Below are 15,324 nucleotides of genomic sequence, written 5' to 3'. Positions count from 1 at the left end.
CACAGCGTGCGCCTCGCTTAGGGTGGGAAATCGTGCGCGAAAAATCACGTCGACCTGCAACGGAACTCGCGGAACCACGGAGCCCACGACGCCTGACGGTGGTCGGGATCGGCGCCGACGGCTGGCCGGGACTGTCGGAACAGGCCCAGGCCCTGGTCCTCGGCGCCGACGTCGTCATCGGCGCGCCGCGGCAGCTGGAGTACCTGCCCGCCGACGTGCCGGCGGTGCCTTGGCCTTCGCCGCTGCTGCCCGGCCTCGACGCGCTGCTCGCCGAGCACGAAGGCCGGCGCGTGTGCGTCCTGGCCAGCGGAGATCCGTTTTTGTCGGGGGTGGGTTCTACGCTGGTGGCCCATGGATACGAAGTCGAGGCGCTGCCCGCGCTCTCGTCGGTGACACTGGCCCGGGCCCGGCTGGGCTGGTCCGCCGAGGAGACCGAGGTGGTGACCCTCGTCGGCCGATCGTCGGCGCGCGCGGCCCGGGTGCTGGCGCCGCGCCGGCGGGTGCTCGTCCTGGGCGCCGACGCGGCGGCTCTGCGCTCCCTGCTCACCGTGCGGGGTTATGGCGAGAGCGAGCTGTTCGCGCTGGAGAACCTGGGCGGGCCCGAAGAGCGCATCTCCGACGGCTGGACCGGCGATCCCGGCCCGCTGACGGTGTTCGCGCTGGAGTGCACCGGCCCGGCGCTGCCCCTGATCGGCATCCCGGACGACGTGTACGCGCACGACGGCCAGCTGACCAAGCGCGACCTGCGCGTGTCGGCGCTGGCCCGCCTCGCCCCGAGCCCCGGCGAACTGCTGTGGGACGTCGGGGCGGGCGCGGGCAGCGTCGGCATCGAGTGGTCGCGGATGCACGGATTGAACCGGGCGATCGCGATCGAGCGTGACCCCGAGCGCGCCGAGCGGATCGGCCGCAACGCGGTGGACCTGGGAGTACCGGAACTGGAGGTGGTGACCGGAGAAGCACCCGACGCGCTGAGCGCGCTGCCCGCGCCGGACGCCGTCTTCCTCGGAGGCGGCGTGACGGTGCCGGGTGTACTGGACGCGTGCCTGACCACGGGCGCGCGAGTGGTGGCGCACGGAGTCACCCTGGAGGCCGAGCAGGCCTTGAGCCGGGCGTACGAACAGCACGGTGGTGAGCTGCTGCGGATCGCGGTCGAACGTGCCGCACCGCTGGGCGGCTTCACAGGCTGGACACCGGCACGGACGGTGACGCAGTGGAGCAGCCGATGACCGGCCCCACGGTGGCAACCCGCCCCCTCGGACAGCGGCGACCGACCAGCCGGCCCACCGCGGTCAACGCCCTGGGCGAGCGGCGGACAACCGACCACACGGCCACGGCCCGCACGCTCGGAGAGCAGCGCGCGCCCAGGCACGCCGCCCCGGCCTACGCCACCGGCGCCCAGCGCACAACTGACCGCACCGCAAGGGCCCGCGCCCTCGCGCAACGGCGACCGACCGGTCGGCCCACCGCGGCCCACACCCGGGGCGAGCGGCGGACAACCGCCTCCACCGCCGCGGCGAGCGCCCGCGGACAGCGGCAGGCAACCAGCCGTTTCACCGCCGACCGCACCCTCAGGCAGCAGCGCACGCCTAAGCACGCAACCACGACCTACGCCACCGGCGAGCAGCGGGTAACCGACCACACGGCAAGGGCCCGCGCCCTCGCGCAACGGCGACCGACCGGCTGGCCCACGGCAGCCCACTCCCAGGGCGAGCGGCGGACAACCGCCTCCACCGCCGCGGCGAGCGCCCGCGGACAGCGGCAGGCAACCAGCCGACCCACCACCGACCGCACCCTCGAACAGCAGCGCACGTCCAAGCAGGCCGCCCCGGCCCACGCCACCGGCGAGCAGCGGGTAACCGACCACACGGCAAGGGCCCGCGCCCTCGCGCAACGGCGACCGACCAGCCGGCCCACGGCCGTCCACACTTCGAGCGAGCGGACAACCGGCCCCACCATGGCCCACACCCTCGGACCGCGGCAGGCAACCAGCCGACCCACCGCCGACCGCCCCCTCGGACAGCAGCGCACGCCCAAGCAGGCCGCCCCGGCCCACACCACCGGCGCACAGCGCACAACCGGCCGCACCGCCGCAGCCCGCATCCCGGGGAGCAGCCGATGACCGTGTACTTCGTCGGTGCCGGCCCCGGGGCCGCGGACCTGATCACCGTGCGCGGGCGGGACCTGCTCGGCCGTTGCGGCGTCTGTCTCTACCCCGGCAGCATGACGCCCACCGACCTGCTCGCGTACTGCCCGCCGTCCGCGGAGCTGGTGGACACCGCGAATCTCAGCCTGGAGGAGATCGTCGAGATGCTGGCCCGAGGGCACCGGGCCGGGCACGATGTCGTGCGGCTGTGCTCCGGCGATCCGTCGCTCTACAGCGCCGTCGCCGAGCAGGTGCGACGGCTCGACGCCGCCGGCGTGCCGTACGAGGTCGTCCCCGGTGTGCCCGCCTTCGCCGCGTCGGCCGCTGTGCTCGGGCGGGAGCTGACCGTGCCCGAGGTCGGGCAGAGCCTGATCATCACGCGCGTCCAGGCCCGCTCGACCGCGATGCCGCCGGGCGAGACCCTCGCCGCGTTCGCCGCCACCGGCGCGACCCTCGCGCTGCACCTGGCGATCAACCACGTCGAACGGGTCACCGGCGAACTGACCCCGCACTACGGCGCCGACTGCCCCGTCGCCGTCGTGGCGCTCGCGAGCCAGCCCGGCGAAACTGTGGTGCGCGGGGTGCTCGCCGAACTGCCGGAGCTGGTCCGCGCCGCCGGGATGACGCGGGCGGCGACGATCTTCGTCGGCCGGGTGCTCGCCGCGGCCGGGTTCCCGGACAGCTTCCTCTATTCCAGTGCCCGCGACCGGGCCGACCAACCGGAGTCGTTGTGACGGAACTGCGCTGGGGCCTGCTGGCCGCCGGGACCATCGCCGCCGAGTTCGCCGCGGGTGTCGACGAAAGCAGGCACGGCACGCTGACCGCCGTCGCCGCGCGGTCCGCCGACCGGGCCCGCGAGTTCGCGACGCGCTTCGAGATCCCGAAGGCCTACAGCAGCTACGAAGACCTCCTCGCCGACCCGGAGATCGACGCGGTGTACGTCTCGACGCCGCACCCGATGCACAAGGAATGGGCCATCGCGGCGGCCGAAGCGGGCAAGCACGTGCTGTGCGAGAAACCCCTGACCGTCACCGCCGCCGACGCCGAAGTGGTCATCGCCGCGGCTCGCAAGCAGGACGTCTTCCTGATGGAGGCGTTCATGTACCGGCTGCACCCGCAGACACGGCGGCTGGCCGAGCTGATCTCGTGCGGCGCGATCGGCGACGTCCGCGCGGTCGACGTCACCTTCAGCTACGCCACTGACGACGGCGAAGCGGCCCGGCTCGGCGACCTCGCGCTCGGCGGCGGCGGGATCCTCGACGTCGGCTGCTACTGCACGTCGCTGGCCAGGCTGGTCGCGCAGGCGGCGCTCGGCGTCGACGTCGTGGAGCCGGAAGAGGTGACGGGGATGGCGAAGCTGTCCGCGTCCGGCGTCGACGAGTACGCGACCGGCCTGCTGCGGCTGCCGGGCGACATCCTCGCGCGGCTGTCGTGCGGGTTCCGGCTGGCGCAGGAGGACGCCATCCACGTCTACGGCACCCGCGGGCGGCTGCACGTGCCGCGGCCGGCGTGGATCCACGCGCTGCGCAAGCCCGTGACGTCGCAGATCGTCCTCACACCGCTCGACGGCGCACCCGAGATCATCGAGATCGAAGCAAGCCAGGGGCTCTTCGCGCGCGAAGCGGATCACGTCGCCGCGCACATCGCCGACCGGCAGGCACCCGAGCTGACCTGGGCGGAGACGATGGCCAACATGCGCACCCTCGACCGCTGGCGGGACGCCGTCGGCTACGGGCGTCCTTCGTGATCCTCGTCCTCGGCGGCACGGGCGAAGCACGGAAGCTCGCTTCGGAGCTGACAGAGCGCGGAGTGCGCGTCGTGTCTTCGCTGGCGGGACGCGTCGCGCGGCCACGCCTCCCGGTCGGCGAAGTACGCGTAGGCGGCTTCGGCGGCGTAGAGGGTCTCGCGGGCTGGCTGCGCGAAAACGACGTACGCGCTGTCGTGGACGCGACGCACCCCTTCGCCGAGCGCATCGGGGCCAACGCGGCGAAAGCAGCCGAACGCACCGAAATCCCGCTGCTGCGGCTCGCCCGGCCCGGCTGGGAAGCCGGCGAAAACGACGTCTGGCACTGGGCGGACGACCTCGCCGACGCCGCGAAGAAACTCCCGGACCTCGGCAAACGCGTCTTCCTCACCAGCGGACGCCAAGGACTGCCCGCCTTCGCGCACCTCGACGACCTGTGGTTCCTGATCCGCTGCGTCGACCCGCCCGAACCGCCGTTGCCCCGGCACCACGAGCTGCTCCTCGCGCGCGGACCGTACGAAGTGGACGCCGAGCGCGCACTGCTGAGGGGCCACGGTGTCGACGTCCTCGTCACGAAGGATTCCGGTGGCGACCTGACCAGTGCCAAACTCACGGCCGCCAGGGAACTCGGCGTGCCCGTGCTGCTGGTCCGGCGCCCGCCGAGGCCCGTCACGGAGACCGCCGAGACCGTGCCCGAAGCCGTCGAATGGGTGCTGAACCGATGATCGAAGAGTTCTACGAAGTCCTGAACAAACGCCGTGACGTCCGCGGCGAGTTCACCGGCGAGCCGATCCCCGAGGCGACGCTGACGAGGATCCTCGAAGCCGCGCACGCCGCGCCGAGCGTCGGGCTCACGCAGCCGTGGGACTTCGTGCTGGTCGACGACCACACGACCCGCGAGCGGTTCGCGAAGCACGTCCAGGAGGAGCGAGAGGTCTTCGCGGGACAGCTCGGCGAAGAGCGCGCCGGCACCTTCGCGAACATCAAGATCGAGGGCATCCTCGAGTCGAGCCTCGGAATCGTCGTCACCTACGACCCCGCGCGCGGCGCGCCCGACGTGCTCGGCCGGCACGCCATCGCCGACGCCGGCCTGTACTCCGTCTGCCTGGCGATCCAGAACCTGTGGCTGGCCGCGACCGCCGAAGGCCTCGGCGTCGGCTGGGTGAGTTTCTACCGCGAACCGTTCCTCGGCGAACTGCTCGGCATCCCGGACGGTGTACGGCCCGTCGCGTGGCTCTGCACGGGCCCGGTCAGCCGGCTCGAAACCGTGCCCGACCTGGAGCGTCACGGGTGGCGCAGCCGCCGTCCCCTGGCCGAGGCGATACACCACGGGCGCTTCACGCCGCGTGACCCGGGGTCTGCGTAACGGGCCTCGGTCTGACCCGTTAGCGTTGCGCCGATGCGTCTGATTGCCGTAGCGCTGGGGTTGCTCTCGGCCTTGTGCGCGCTGGCTTTCCCCCTCCTGCCGGTGGTGCAGGACACGGCGGAGGTCGTCTGGCCGACCGGCAGCGACACCCGCTCCGTCAACGCGCCCTTGACCGGGTACTGGGCCCAGGACCTGCGCGCCGAACTGCCGTGCGCGGCCATCCGTTCGGTCGACGCCCGCACGAACGGCCCGGGCCTGCTGTTCGCCACCGTGCCCGACGGCCGCACCGACCCGAAGTCCGGCAAGGGCGTCGGGATGCAGCTGCGCGTCGACAACGGCGTGCTGATCGCCTCCAGCCAGGGCCAGCAGATCGCCCAGCAGCCGCTGCCGTCCGAGAAGTGCGACGTCGAGCTGGACGTCGACGCGACGCAGATGACCCTCGCCGTGGCCGGCACCCCGGTGTTCCACACCGGCGGCGACGTCCGGCCCCGCGTGGTCGGCATCTACTCCTCGATCAACTCGAGCAAGGACCCGATCGCCGGGCTGCACGTCTCGGTCGTGCCGGACACGCGCTACCAGACGTCGCCGACGACGCTGAAGGTCGTCGTCGGCGTGCTCGCGATCCTGTCGCTGATCGGCTGCATGATCGCGGTCTGGCGCCGCGACTCCGGCTTCGCCCGCCGCGCGCCGCGCTGGGCGCCGGTCGGCTGGTGGCGGCTGACGATGCGGGACGCCACGGTGATCGCCGCGCTCGGCGCGTGGGTCTTCATCGGGCCCGTGACCTCGGACGACGGCTACATCCTCACGATGGCCCGGGTCACCGAGCAGACCGGGTTCCTGACGAACTACCACCGCTGGTTCGGCGTCGCCGAGGCGCCGTTCGGCTGGTTCTACCACCTGTTCGAACTGATGGCGCACGTCAGCGTGGTACCGCCGTGGATCCGGCTGCCGTCGTTCCTGCTCGGCGTGCTCTGCTGGCTGCTGATCAGCCGCGAGGTCATGCCGCGCCTGGGCGCCCAGGTCCGCACCAGCCGCCCGGCGAGCTGGGCCGCGGCGACGGTGTTCCTGGTCTGGTGGATGCCCTACAACAACGGTGTCCGGCCCGAACCGGTCGCCGCGCTCGGGTCGCTGCTGGCGATCTGCGCCGTCGAACGCACCCTGGTGACGCGGCGGCTGCTGCCGCTGTGCCTCGGCCTGACCGCGGCCGGGTTCACCCTGGCCGCGACGCCGACCGGGTTGATCGCGGTCGCGCCGTACCTGGTCGCCGCGCGCCCGCTGTTCAAGCTGATCCGCCAGCGCGCCAACGAGAACGGCTGGCTGCCGGTGCTCGCGCCGGTCGCCGCGGCGGGGCTGCTGGTGCTCGTCGTGGTGTTCGCCGACCAGACGTTCGCGACGGTCCAGGAGGCGACCCGGATCCGCACCCAGGTCGGCCCGAACCTCTCGTGGTTCCAAGAGCTCGCGCGCTACCAGCTGTTGTTCGCCGACCTCCCGGACGGCTCCGCGCCACGCCGGTTCCCGGTGCTGCTGATCGTGCTGTGCACGGCCACCTGCCTGGTGATGCTGCTGCGCCGCGGCCGCATCCAGGGCGCGTCGCTCGGCCCCGCGCGCCGCCTGATCGGCACGACGGCCCTGTTCTTCCTGCTCCTGGCCCTGACGCCGACGAAGTGGACCCACCACTTCGGCGCGTTCGCCGCGGTCGGGGCGTCGATGGCGGCGTTGACGGCACTCGCGACGAGTTCGACCGTGCTGCGGTCCAAACGCAACCGCGCCGCGTTCCTGGCCGGGCTGCTGGTCGTCGGCGCGCTGGCCGCGACCGGGCCGAACACCTACTGGTTCGTCTCGCGCCTCGGCGTCCAGTGGACGAACGTGGCGCCGTCGATCGGCGGCATCCCGCTGTCCACGATCCTGCTGGTGGCGGCCGCGATCGCGGGGATCTACGCGTTCGTGGAGAACGTCCGCGCGCACCGGCCCACCGCCGCGCCCCCGGTGCAGGAAGGCCGGTTGCGCGCGCTGCGGCTCGGCTCGCTGTCGCTGGTGGTGGTCTGCGGCCTGGTGGCGGGCGGCGAGTTCATCACGATGGCGTGGGCGATCCACAACCAGGCCGGCAGCTACAGCCTGGGCGCGGCGAACGTCGGGCACCTGTTCGGCAAGAGCTGCAACCTCTCCGACCACGTCATGGTGGAGCGCGACGCGGCGACGAGCATCCTGCACCCGCAGGCCGAACAGCGGACGGTCCCCGACGAGACCAAGCCACCGGAGAACTCGCCGCTGCCCAACCCCGACCACGACAACGGCCGCGTCCAGACCGGCTTCCACACCCGCTCGGTCGACGACAAGGACCCCCTGGCGGAGCCGCCGCACGGGTTCACGCCGGAGAACGTGCCGATGTGGTCGAGCTACCTCGACCCCGAGACGCGCGCGGGCCGCCTGCGCAGCGACTGGTACGCGCTGACGGAGAAGCCCGCGGACGGCCAGGTCGTGGTGGCGACGGCGGGCGCGTCCCGGCGGCCGACGTCGGTCAGCCTCGACTACGGCGTGAACACCCCCGAGGGCGTGAAGATCCTGCGCAGCCAGTTCGTGCTCCCGCCGGGCGGGGGCACGGGTGGCTGGAACGACACCCGCATCAACCTGCGCGATCTCCCCCCGGAGACGAACGCGCTGCGCATCAACATCGTCGACAACGACCTCACCGAAGACGGCTGGATCGCGGCTTCGGCCCCGCGCGTCCCGACGTTCACGACGCTGACGGACAAGATCGGCTCGAAGCCGGTGTACATCGACTGGCCGGCGTCGTTCGTGTACCCGTGCGCCCAGCCGGTGATGTCCCACGACGGCATTTCGCAGGTCCCGGAGTACCGCATCACGGCGGGCGGCCTGGCGGACGAGGCGGAGTGGGCGTCCTCGACCAACGGCGGCCCGATCGGCTGGCTCGAGGAGCTGGCCGAGGAACCCGAGGTGCCGAGCTACCTGATCGGCCAGCCGAGCCAGTCGTGGGGCCAGCTGCTGCAGATCGAGCCGTTCACCGAAGGCATCGCCCCGACGGTGATCCACGGCGAGAAAACCGTCCCGGGCTGGTGGTCCCCGGGCCCGGGGCCGAGCCAGCCCAACGGCAAGGACCCGACGCGCTGACCCGGTCGTGAGTGGTTAGGGCGGTTCTAACCGCCCTGACCACTCACGACCGGGCTACGGCAGACTCAGTAGCTGCGGGGCGTCCAGACGATGCCGTTCTCCGCGCGGGTCCGGGACGAGCCCACGATCAGCAGGCAGCGCATGTCCACAGTGGACGGGTCCAGCTCGCCGAGCGTGGTGATGCGGACGTCCTCCTCCGGACCGCCGACGTCCCGCGCCACCACGACCGGAGTCGACGGCGAGCGGTGGCGGAGCAGCACGTCACGGGCGTCCGCGAGCTGGGTCGTGCGGGTCCGCGAAGCCGGGTTGTACAACGCCAGCACCAGATCCGCCGCACCCGCCGCGTCCAAGCGCTTCTCGATGATCTCCCACGGCTTGAGCCGGTCGGACAGCGAGAGCACGCAGTAGTCGTGCCCCAGCGGCGCGCCGACCCGGGACGCCGCCGCCTGGGCCGCCGTCACGCCCGGCACGATCCGGACGCGGACTCCCGCGCCCTGCCCCAAGGACACCTGTTCCAGCACTGCCGACGCCATCGCGAACACCCCCGGATCGCCCGAGGAAACCACGGCCACGCGCGCGCCGGAAGCGGCCAGCGACAACGCCTCGACCGCCCGGTCCGCCTCGACCCGGTTGCCGGACGCGTGACGCTGCTGCCCGGACTTCTGCGGCACCCGCGCGACATACGGGCCGTACCCGACGATGTGCTCGGCCGCTTCCAACTCCGCCAAGGCTTCCGGCGTCAGCCACTCCGGACCCGCCGGACCGAGGCCGACGACGACCACCTCGCCACCGGTAGCGGCCACCGGCGGCGAAACAACGGGTGACTGCCGAGACGCGTAAGCCGGCGAAGGCAGCAACGCCAGCGAGAAATAGGGCACGGAGGCGGGATCCACCGAGGCCAGCGGCGCGATCCGCTGCTCACCCCATGTCGCGCGCTCGATGTAGAACGCGTCGTCGAGCTTCCCGGCCTCCGCCAGCGCCTCCCGTACCGAACCGAACGTGCGTCCCAGCTTCAGAACCGCCGCCGAATCCGTGTCCGCGAGACGACGCGCCAGTTCCGGCGCGGGCAGCGTGCCCGGCAGGATCGTCAGGACCTCGTCGCGCTGGACCAGCGGGCGGCCCAGCACGGACGACGCCGCGCTCACCGACGTCACCCCGGGCACGACCACGGCGGGAAACCGACCGGACAGCCGTTCGTGCATGTACATGTACGAGCCGTAGAAGAACGGGTCGCCTTCGCAGAGCACGACGACGTCGCGACCGGCGTCCAGGTGCTCGGCGAGCCGTTTCGCGCTCAGCTCGTAGAAGTCCGCGATCGCACCTTCGTAGCCGCCCGGGTGGTCCGTGGTCTCGGTCGTGACCGGGTAGACGAGCTTCTCCTCGATCTGCCCCTCACGCAGGTACGGCTCGGCCACCGACCGCGCGATGCTCCGGCCGTGCCGCGCGCTGTGGTACGCGATGACCGGCGCGTCCGAGATCAGCCGCGCGGCCTTGACCGTCATGAGTTCCGGGTCGCCGGGACCGAGCCCGACGCCGTACAGCGTGCCGGTCATTCTTCGGTGCTCGCCAACGCGTTGATCGCGGCGACGGCCATCGCGCTGCCGCCACGACGCCCGTGCACCACCAGATACGGTGCCGGCGCGCGCTTGGCCAGCTCCACTTTGGACTCCGCCGCGCCGACGAACCCGACCGGGACACCGATGATCGCCGCGGGCGCGCCGACGCCCTCGTCGAGGATCTCCAGCAGGCGGAACAGCGCGGTCGGCGCGTTGCCGATCGCGACGACCGAGCCGGGCAGCTTGTCACGCCACAGTTCCAGCGCCGCCGCCGAGCGCGTGGTGCCCATCCGCTCGGCGAGGGACGGCACCCGGGCGTCGGACAGGGTGCAGACGACTTCGTTGTCCGCGGGCAGGCGGCGCCGGGTGACGCCACTGGCGATCATCTGCGCGTCGCACAGGATCGGCGCGCCCGCCTCGAGGGCGGCGCGGCCGGACTCGACGACGTCGAGGGTGTAGCGCACGTCGTCGACCAGATCGACCATGCCGCAGGCGTGGATCATCCGGACCGCCAGGCCGGCCACGTCGTCGGGCAGGATCGCCAGGTCCGCCTCCTCGCGGATCGTGGCGAACGAGTGCCGGTAGATCTCGGCACCGTCCCGCAGGTAGTCGATCACAGTCTTCCTTTCAGCTCTTCGAGCGGCACCCACCGGCCGTCGACCCGGTAGCCGCCGACTTCGGCGACCACGTCCACATGCGACTGCGAGGGCTTGCCGCACCGCCGTTCGCAACCCGAGAAGTGCGCGCGCAGCCCGGGCCGGAACACGGCGTCGGCGCGGACGTCGGCGCGCGACTTCGCGCAGCCCGGCCGGCCGACGCACGCACTGGTCCCGAGCGGCTCGCCGCCGAAGCCGAGCCGTTCGAAGACGTCGGGGGCCGCGTCCGGCAGCACCACGGACTTCCACGGCGTGACCAGCACCGGCCCGAAGCCGGCGAGCGCGCGGACCTGCGCGGCCGACAGCTGCCCGAACCTCGGGACGACGCCCGCCGCGGACGCCGAGATCATCCCGGCCGGCACCGGGATGTCGGCACGGGGAACCGGCGTCCCACGCCACGCCGGATCGTCCAGCTCGGCGACGCGCCACGCGGATCCGCGCACCCGGAGGAACTCCCGCGCGAGGTCGATCAGCTCCGAGACCGCGTCGGCCAGCGCCACTCGGCGTCCGGTGTCGCCGCCCGCGAGCAGCAAGGTTCCCTCGGAAGGGCCGGTCGCGCGCCAGCAGACGTCGGCGCCTTCGCCGGCGACGTCACCGCGGCCGTCGTCGAAGGCGAAGAGGAACCGCCCGGGCAGCGACGCCAGCTCGGGGATCGAGCACAAGCGCGAGTCCAGCGACGCGGCCAGACCGCGGACGTCGGCGAGGCCACCGGCGAGCCCGCTCAGCGGCGAGGCCAGGACGTTGCGGACCCGCTCGTGCGACGGCGACGGCAGCAGGCCCGCGTCGGTCAGCCGGGCCGCGAGCCCGGGCCGCGTCACCCCGCGCAGCTGGACGTTGCCGCGCGAAGTGAGGTGGAGGTCGCCGTCGCCGCACGCCTCGGCGCAGCCGGCCAGCGCCCGCAGCTGCGCGGCGGAAACCGCACCCCCGGGCAGCCGGACCCGCGCCAACGGGCCGTCCGCGGCGTCGTGGGTGGCGAAAACGCCGGGGCACGCGTCGGCTCGCACACGCGCGGGGGTCGGCATGAGGTCACTGTAACTCGCGGTTCTCCGGCTCTTTCGCGGCCGGACGCGGGCGTAGGACGGCTGTCCCGGCGTCCAGGTCCACGTCACGCCGGGGAGGCGCGCCGTCGGCGTCCTGCTCGACGAGCATCGACATCGTCTCGCGGTGTTCCAGCTCACGCCGCTTGGTGCCGTAGAGGAACGCGGTGGTCTCTTCGACGTAGGTCGCGGACAGCCGCGCCTTGAACCGCGAGCCGTTCTTGCGCGGCCGCAACTCGATCGCGGCCATGACCAGCAGGATCACCACGCCGCCCGGAAGGGCCAGCCCCAGCCAAGTTCCCATGCCCCGCGAACCGGATGACCGCCGGTCAAATTCCGGATGCAGCAGAAGTCACATCGAATGTAGTAGGTGTGCTACATTCGATCGCACCAGTCAGATGGGGGTTCGGACCATGAGAGATCCAGCGGACCCCGCCGTCCGCGTGAGCGGGCTGCGGATGCGCTACGGCGCGAACGACGTCCTGCACGGCGTCGAGTTCCAGGCCGCCCGAGGAGAGGTCGTGTGCCTGCTCGGGCCGAACGGCGCGGGCAAGACGACCACGATCGAGATCCTCGAAGGCTTCCGGATGCGGTCGGCCGGCGAGGTGAGCGTGCTGGGCGTCGACCCGGCACACGGCGGCGAGGACTGGCGGGCACGCCTGGGAGTCGTGCTCCAGTCCTGGCGCGACCACGGGAAGTGGCGCGTCCGCGAGCTGCTCGCGCACCTCGGGCGGTACTACGCGCCGTACTCGACACCGTCGAGCACGCGGCCGTGGGACGCCGACGAGCTGATCGCGGCGGTGGGGCTCACCGAACACGCGCAGAAGAAGATCAAGACCCTGTCCGGCGGCCAGCGGCGGCGGCTCGACGTCGCGATCGGCATCGTCGGGCGTCCCGAGCTGCTGTTCCTCGACGAGCCGACCGCGGGCTTCGACCCGGAGGCCCGGCGCGAGTTCCACGACCTGGTGCACCGGCTGTCCGACGAGCTCGACACCACGATCCTGCTGACCACGCACGACCTCGACGAGGCCGAGAAGCTGGCCGACCGGATCCTCATCCTCAACGGCGGCCGGATCGTCGCCGACGGCTCGGCCGACGCGCTCACCCGCCAGATCGCGGGCGAAGCCGAGGTCCGCTGGACGATCGACGGCCGGCACTTCGTCCACTCGACGACCGAGGCGACCAAGTACGTCCACGACCTGTTCAAGCAGCACGGCGAGGCGGTGGCCGATCTCGAAGTCCGCCGCGCGTCGCTGGAAGACACCTACATGACCCTCGTCCACCGCGCCGAAACCGGCGGCGAAACCGAGGTCGGCCTGCAGGAAGCGGGTGCGCGATGAACACCGTCGTGATGCGGGCCGGGCTGGCCCGGGGCTGGATCGAGTTCAAGCAGACCTGGACCAACCGCGAGGACCTGGTCGGCCAGATCGTCTTCGCCGCGCTCTTCCTCGGCGTGGTGTTCTTCATGCGCGACGCGACGGTGCCCGGCACCGGCTTCTCCCTCGGCGCGGCGACCGTGCCCGGGGTGCTCGGCGCCGGGATCGTGTTCACCGGGCTCACCGGGGCGGCGAGCTACCTGGTCATCGACCGCGAGGACGGCACGTTGCTGCGGGCGAAGGCGACCCCGAACGGCATGCTCGGCTACCTGATCGGCAAGACCACGACGCTGTCGCTCGGGCAGGTGGCGTCGCTGCTGGTGGTGCTGATCCCGTGCCTGTTCCTGTATCCCTCGCTCGCTCCCGACGGCTTCTGGTCCTACCTGCACCTGCTGGGCGTGCTGGCGCTCGGGCTGTTCGCGACCCTGCCGATCGGGGCCGCGCTGGGGTCGCTGATCAGCAGCCCACGGTCCACGGGGCTGATCGTGCTGCCGGTGATGGGGCTGGGGGCGATCTCCGGGATCTTCTACCCGGTGATCGCGCTGCCGGTGTGGGTGCAGGGCATCGCGCAGGTGTTCCCGATGTACTGGCTGGGGCTGGGCATGCGCTCGGCGCTGCTGCCGGACAGCGCGGTCATCGCCGAGATCGGCCATTCGTGGCGGCCGCTGCCGACCCTCGCCGTGCTCGTCGCGTGGTCCGTGATCGGATTGGTCCTGGCCCCGGTCCTGCTCCGCCGCATGGCGCGGCGCGAGTCGGGTTCGTCGGTGGCCGAACGCCGGGAGAAGGCCATGCAGCGTGTGGGGTGAGTCATGAGCGAGGTCGTCTACAACCGGATCGCGATGCTGCGCGCGGAGCGGTCGATCTCACGCCGCGAGCTGGCGGACGCGCTGGGCGTGCACTACCAGACGATCGGCTACCTCGAGCGCGGCGAGTACAGCCCGAGCCTCTACCTGGCGCTGCGGATCGCGGACTTCTTCGAGGTCACGGTGGAGATCCTGTTCTCGACGAAGCCGTTCCCGCGGCTGGGAGAGCGGTCCGCCTAAACGACGCGCCGGTGATCGCGACCGAAGCCGCGGCCCGCCGACTCCCGGGAGCCCGCACGCTGCGGACCGTCGTGATCGGCGCCGGGTTCATCGGCTCCGAAGTCGCGCGGGCGGCGTGCCAACGGGGGCGTGCCGGGGACGATCGTGGAGGCAGCGCCCGTCCCCACTCGTCCGCGGCTGGAGAGGACGCTGCCACGGCGCTGGCCGGCCGGCCACAGGCGAGGGGCCTGCACGCGGGCCTCGTCGTCGCCATCCGGTGCAGTGCGGGCAGCACGCCTCGTACCGGGTCGTACTCGGGTAAGCGAAGACCGCGAACTAAGGCTTGCGGAGATCCGCTTCGACCAGCGCGCGGACGACGTCGGCGCGGCGGTTCTCGCGGACCGTCCGGCTGAGCTCGACGTGCAGGAACGGCGTGCGCCCGGCGGCCTGGCTCTGCACGTTCGTGGTGCCGGCCAGGCCCCGGCAGGGCTCGGCCCACGCCCGGCAGACGCGGAAACCGTCGGCGGTGAGCCGGTCCGCCGCCCGCCGGGCCGCGTCGCCGGCTTCGGCGGCGCCGGCCGAGAGCACGACGTCGGCCGAGGTCAGGGTGGCATCGCCGAAGCCGTGGAGCTGCACCTGCGGCAGGCCTCGCCGGGCGAGCAGTGTCGTCACGACGTGGAAGACGCTGCGGGTCTCGTGCGCGGGGTCTTCGCGACGGCGGTGCGCGCCCCCGACCACGAGGACGGCGCCCGGGACCTGCCGGAAGAGGGCGAGACCGAGCCGGTCGGTCCGCAGGTCGGAGGAGGCGTGCGGCACCTCGACGACCAGCGACGGCGGCGCGGAGCGGTCGATCGCGTAGAGCCCCCAGGCTCGTTCGGTGCCGGGCTCCTGGACGGCCAAGGTGTCGCCGTCGACGGAGAACCCCAGGTCAGCGAGGTCGTTCGGCCGCCGGTCGAGCAGCGCGGCGAAGCCGGCTTCGGCGGCCCGGAGCTCTTCGACGGTCGGCACCCGGTACGGCTGGCGGGTCGACTGCGCGGCCGTGAAGTCGCGGAGGAGGGAATCCACCCGGCAGCCTCCCGATCCGTAGCGCTCGACCACCCAGGTTACCGACCCCAGAGCCGTGGACGTCACCTTGACGCCGTGCCCGGCCGCACCGGAGAGTGAGTCCGATACCCACGCGTCGGCAGGTGAGGAACCCGGTGAGAGTCCGGGGCGGTCCCGCCACTGTCACCGGAGAGCCCGCTCTCCGGGAGCCAGGAACTCCGGCCGGCGCGCCCGTCTACCCGGGGCGCGGA

The 15,324-nt window shown here is 72.5% G+C and carries 14 protein-coding genes and 1 riboswitch; of the genes, 9 read left to right on the top strand and 5 right to left on the bottom strand.

What is annotated here, in order from left to right; translation table 11 throughout:
- The first annotated feature begins 32 nt into the window (after positions 1-32).
- The 6 genes from cbiE to OG494_RS47510 all read left to right on the top strand — a co-directional run bounded on the left by cbiE (position 33) and on the right by OG494_RS47510 (position 8,382).
- Complete coding sequence (gene cbiE / locus OG494_RS47535) at positions 33-1,226, top strand: precorrin-6y C5,15-methyltransferase (decarboxylating) subunit CbiE (RefSeq protein WP_442874364.1); 1,194 nt, start codon at positions 33-35, stop codon at positions 1,224-1,226.
- Positions 1,227-2,115: 889 nt separating this feature from the next.
- Positions 2,116-2,877: a precorrin-4 C(11)-methyltransferase gene (cobM, locus tag OG494_RS47530; protein ID WP_328450334.1), complete on the top strand. Its 762-nt coding sequence runs from the start codon at positions 2,116-2,118 to the stop codon at positions 2,875-2,877.
- Positions 2,874-3,890 carry a Gfo/Idh/MocA family protein gene (locus OG494_RS47525; RefSeq protein WP_328450332.1) on the top strand — a complete coding sequence of 339 codons (1,017 nt, stop codon included), beginning with the start codon at positions 2,874-2,876 and terminating at the stop codon, positions 3,888-3,890. Before cobM ends, OG494_RS47525 begins: the two co-directional genes overlap by 4 nt.
- Positions 3,887-4,612, top strand: a complete 726-nt coding sequence (locus OG494_RS47520) for a cobalt-precorrin-6A reductase (protein ID WP_328450330.1) — start codon at positions 3,887-3,889, stop codon at positions 4,610-4,612. Before OG494_RS47525 ends, OG494_RS47520 begins: the two co-directional genes overlap by 4 nt.
- On the top strand, positions 4,609-5,253 hold the full coding sequence (gene bluB, locus OG494_RS47515; protein WP_328450328.1) for a 5,6-dimethylbenzimidazole synthase: 645 nt from the start codon (positions 4,609-4,611) through the stop codon (positions 5,251-5,253). Before OG494_RS47520 ends, bluB begins: the two co-directional genes overlap by 4 nt.
- Before the next feature lie 33 nt (positions 5,254-5,286).
- A complete protein-coding gene (locus OG494_RS47510) occupies positions 5,287-8,382 on the top strand; it encodes an arabinosyltransferase domain-containing protein (protein WP_328450326.1) in 3,096 nt (1,031 codons plus the stop codon).
- Positions 8,383-8,447: 65 nt separating this feature from the next.
- On the opposite strand, the gene OG494_RS47505 is transcribed toward OG494_RS47510, so the two are convergent.
- The 4 genes from OG494_RS47505 to OG494_RS47490 are packed head-to-tail and all read right to left on the bottom strand — an operon-like array spanning position 8,448 to position 11,935.
- Positions 8,448-9,935, bottom strand: coding sequence for a precorrin-2 C(20)-methyltransferase (locus OG494_RS47505; protein ID WP_328450324.1), 1,488 nt, complete (start codon positions 9,933-9,935; stop codon positions 8,448-8,450).
- Entirely contained in the window at positions 9,932-10,555 is a 624-nt protein-coding gene (locus OG494_RS47500; protein WP_328450322.1) for a precorrin-8X methylmutase, read from the bottom strand. The genes OG494_RS47505 and OG494_RS47500 overlap by 4 nt, the downstream gene beginning before the upstream one ends.
- The gene (locus OG494_RS47495; protein WP_328450320.1) at positions 10,552-11,616 is read right to left on the bottom strand and encodes a precorrin-3B synthase; all 1,065 of its coding nucleotides are present in this window, start codon (positions 11,614-11,616) and stop codon (positions 10,552-10,554) included. Before OG494_RS47495 ends, OG494_RS47500 begins: the two co-directional genes overlap by 4 nt.
- A 4-nt stretch (positions 11,617-11,620) precedes the next feature.
- Positions 11,621-11,935: a DUF6191 domain-containing protein gene (locus OG494_RS47490; protein ID WP_328450318.1), complete on the bottom strand. Its 315-nt coding sequence runs from the start codon at positions 11,933-11,935 to the stop codon at positions 11,621-11,623.
- A 109-nt stretch (positions 11,936-12,044) separates the two neighbouring features.
- On the opposite strand from OG494_RS47490, the gene OG494_RS47485 reads away from it, so the two are divergent.
- Genes OG494_RS47485 through OG494_RS47475 form a run of 3 tightly spaced genes read left to right on the top strand, consistent with a single transcriptional unit; the run spans position 12,045 to position 14,050 of the window.
- Positions 12,045-12,971: an ABC transporter ATP-binding protein gene (locus OG494_RS47485; protein ID WP_328450316.1), complete on the top strand. Its 927-nt coding sequence runs from the start codon at positions 12,045-12,047 to the stop codon at positions 12,969-12,971.
- A complete protein-coding gene (locus OG494_RS47480; protein ID WP_328450314.1) occupies positions 12,968-13,813 on the top strand; it encodes an ABC transporter permease in 846 nt (281 codons plus the stop codon). Before OG494_RS47485 ends, OG494_RS47480 begins: the two co-directional genes overlap by 4 nt.
- A gap of 3 nt (positions 13,814-13,816) precedes the next feature.
- Complete coding sequence (locus tag OG494_RS47475; RefSeq protein WP_328450312.1) at positions 13,817-14,050, top strand: helix-turn-helix transcriptional regulator; 234 nt, start codon at positions 13,817-13,819, stop codon at positions 14,048-14,050.
- A 315-nt stretch (positions 14,051-14,365) separates the two neighbouring features.
- Here OG494_RS47475 and OG494_RS47470 read toward each other — a convergent pair whose 3' ends face one another.
- Positions 14,366-15,094 carry a hypothetical protein gene (locus tag OG494_RS47470; protein ID WP_328450310.1) on the bottom strand — a complete coding sequence of 243 codons (729 nt, stop codon included), beginning with the start codon at positions 15,092-15,094 and terminating at the stop codon, positions 14,366-14,368.
- 124 nt (positions 15,095-15,218) lie between these two features.
- Positions 15,219-15,292: riboswitch (cobalamin riboswitch) on the top strand.
- Positions 15,293-15,324: the final 32 nt, after the last annotated feature.

The sequence above is a fragment of the Amycolatopsis sp. NBC_00438 genome (genome assembly GCF_036026695.1).
GTDB lineage: Bacteria > Actinomycetota > Actinomycetes > Mycobacteriales > Pseudonocardiaceae > Amycolatopsis.
Note: the sequence above shows the minus strand (reverse complement) of the source record. Positions and strands in the feature narration are given on the sequence as shown.

Bases quoted from the DNA above. Each gene is read 5' to 3' on its own strand.
- OG494_RS47490 (WP_328450318.1), bottom strand. From the start codon at position 11,935: ATGGGAACTTGGCTGGGGCTGGCCCTTCCGGGCGGCGTGGTGATCCTG.
- OG494_RS47510 (WP_328450326.1), top strand. From the start codon at position 5,287: ATGCGTCTGATTGCCGTAGCGCTGGGGTTGCTCTCGGCCTTGTGCGCG.
- OG494_RS47495 (WP_328450320.1), bottom strand. From the start codon at position 11,616: ATGCCGACCCCCGCGCGTGTGCGAGCCGACGCGTGCCCCGGCGTTTTC.
- OG494_RS47485 (WP_328450316.1), top strand. From the start codon at position 12,045: ATGAGAGATCCAGCGGACCCCGCCGTCCGCGTGAGCGGGCTGCGGATG.
- OG494_RS47475 (WP_328450312.1), top strand. From the start codon at position 13,817: ATGAGCGAGGTCGTCTACAACCGGATCGCGATGCTGCGCGCGGAGCGG.
- cobM (WP_328450334.1), top strand. From the start codon at position 2,116: ATGACCGTGTACTTCGTCGGTGCCGGCCCCGGGGCCGCGGACCTGATC.
- OG494_RS47505 (WP_328450324.1), bottom strand. From the start codon at position 9,935: ATGACCGGCACGCTGTACGGCGTCGGGCTCGGTCCCGGCGACCCGGAA.
- OG494_RS47480 (WP_328450314.1), top strand. From the start codon at position 12,968: ATGAACACCGTCGTGATGCGGGCCGGGCTGGCCCGGGGCTGGATCGAG.
- bluB (WP_328450328.1), top strand. From the start codon at position 4,609: ATGATCGAAGAGTTCTACGAAGTCCTGAACAAACGCCGTGACGTCCGC.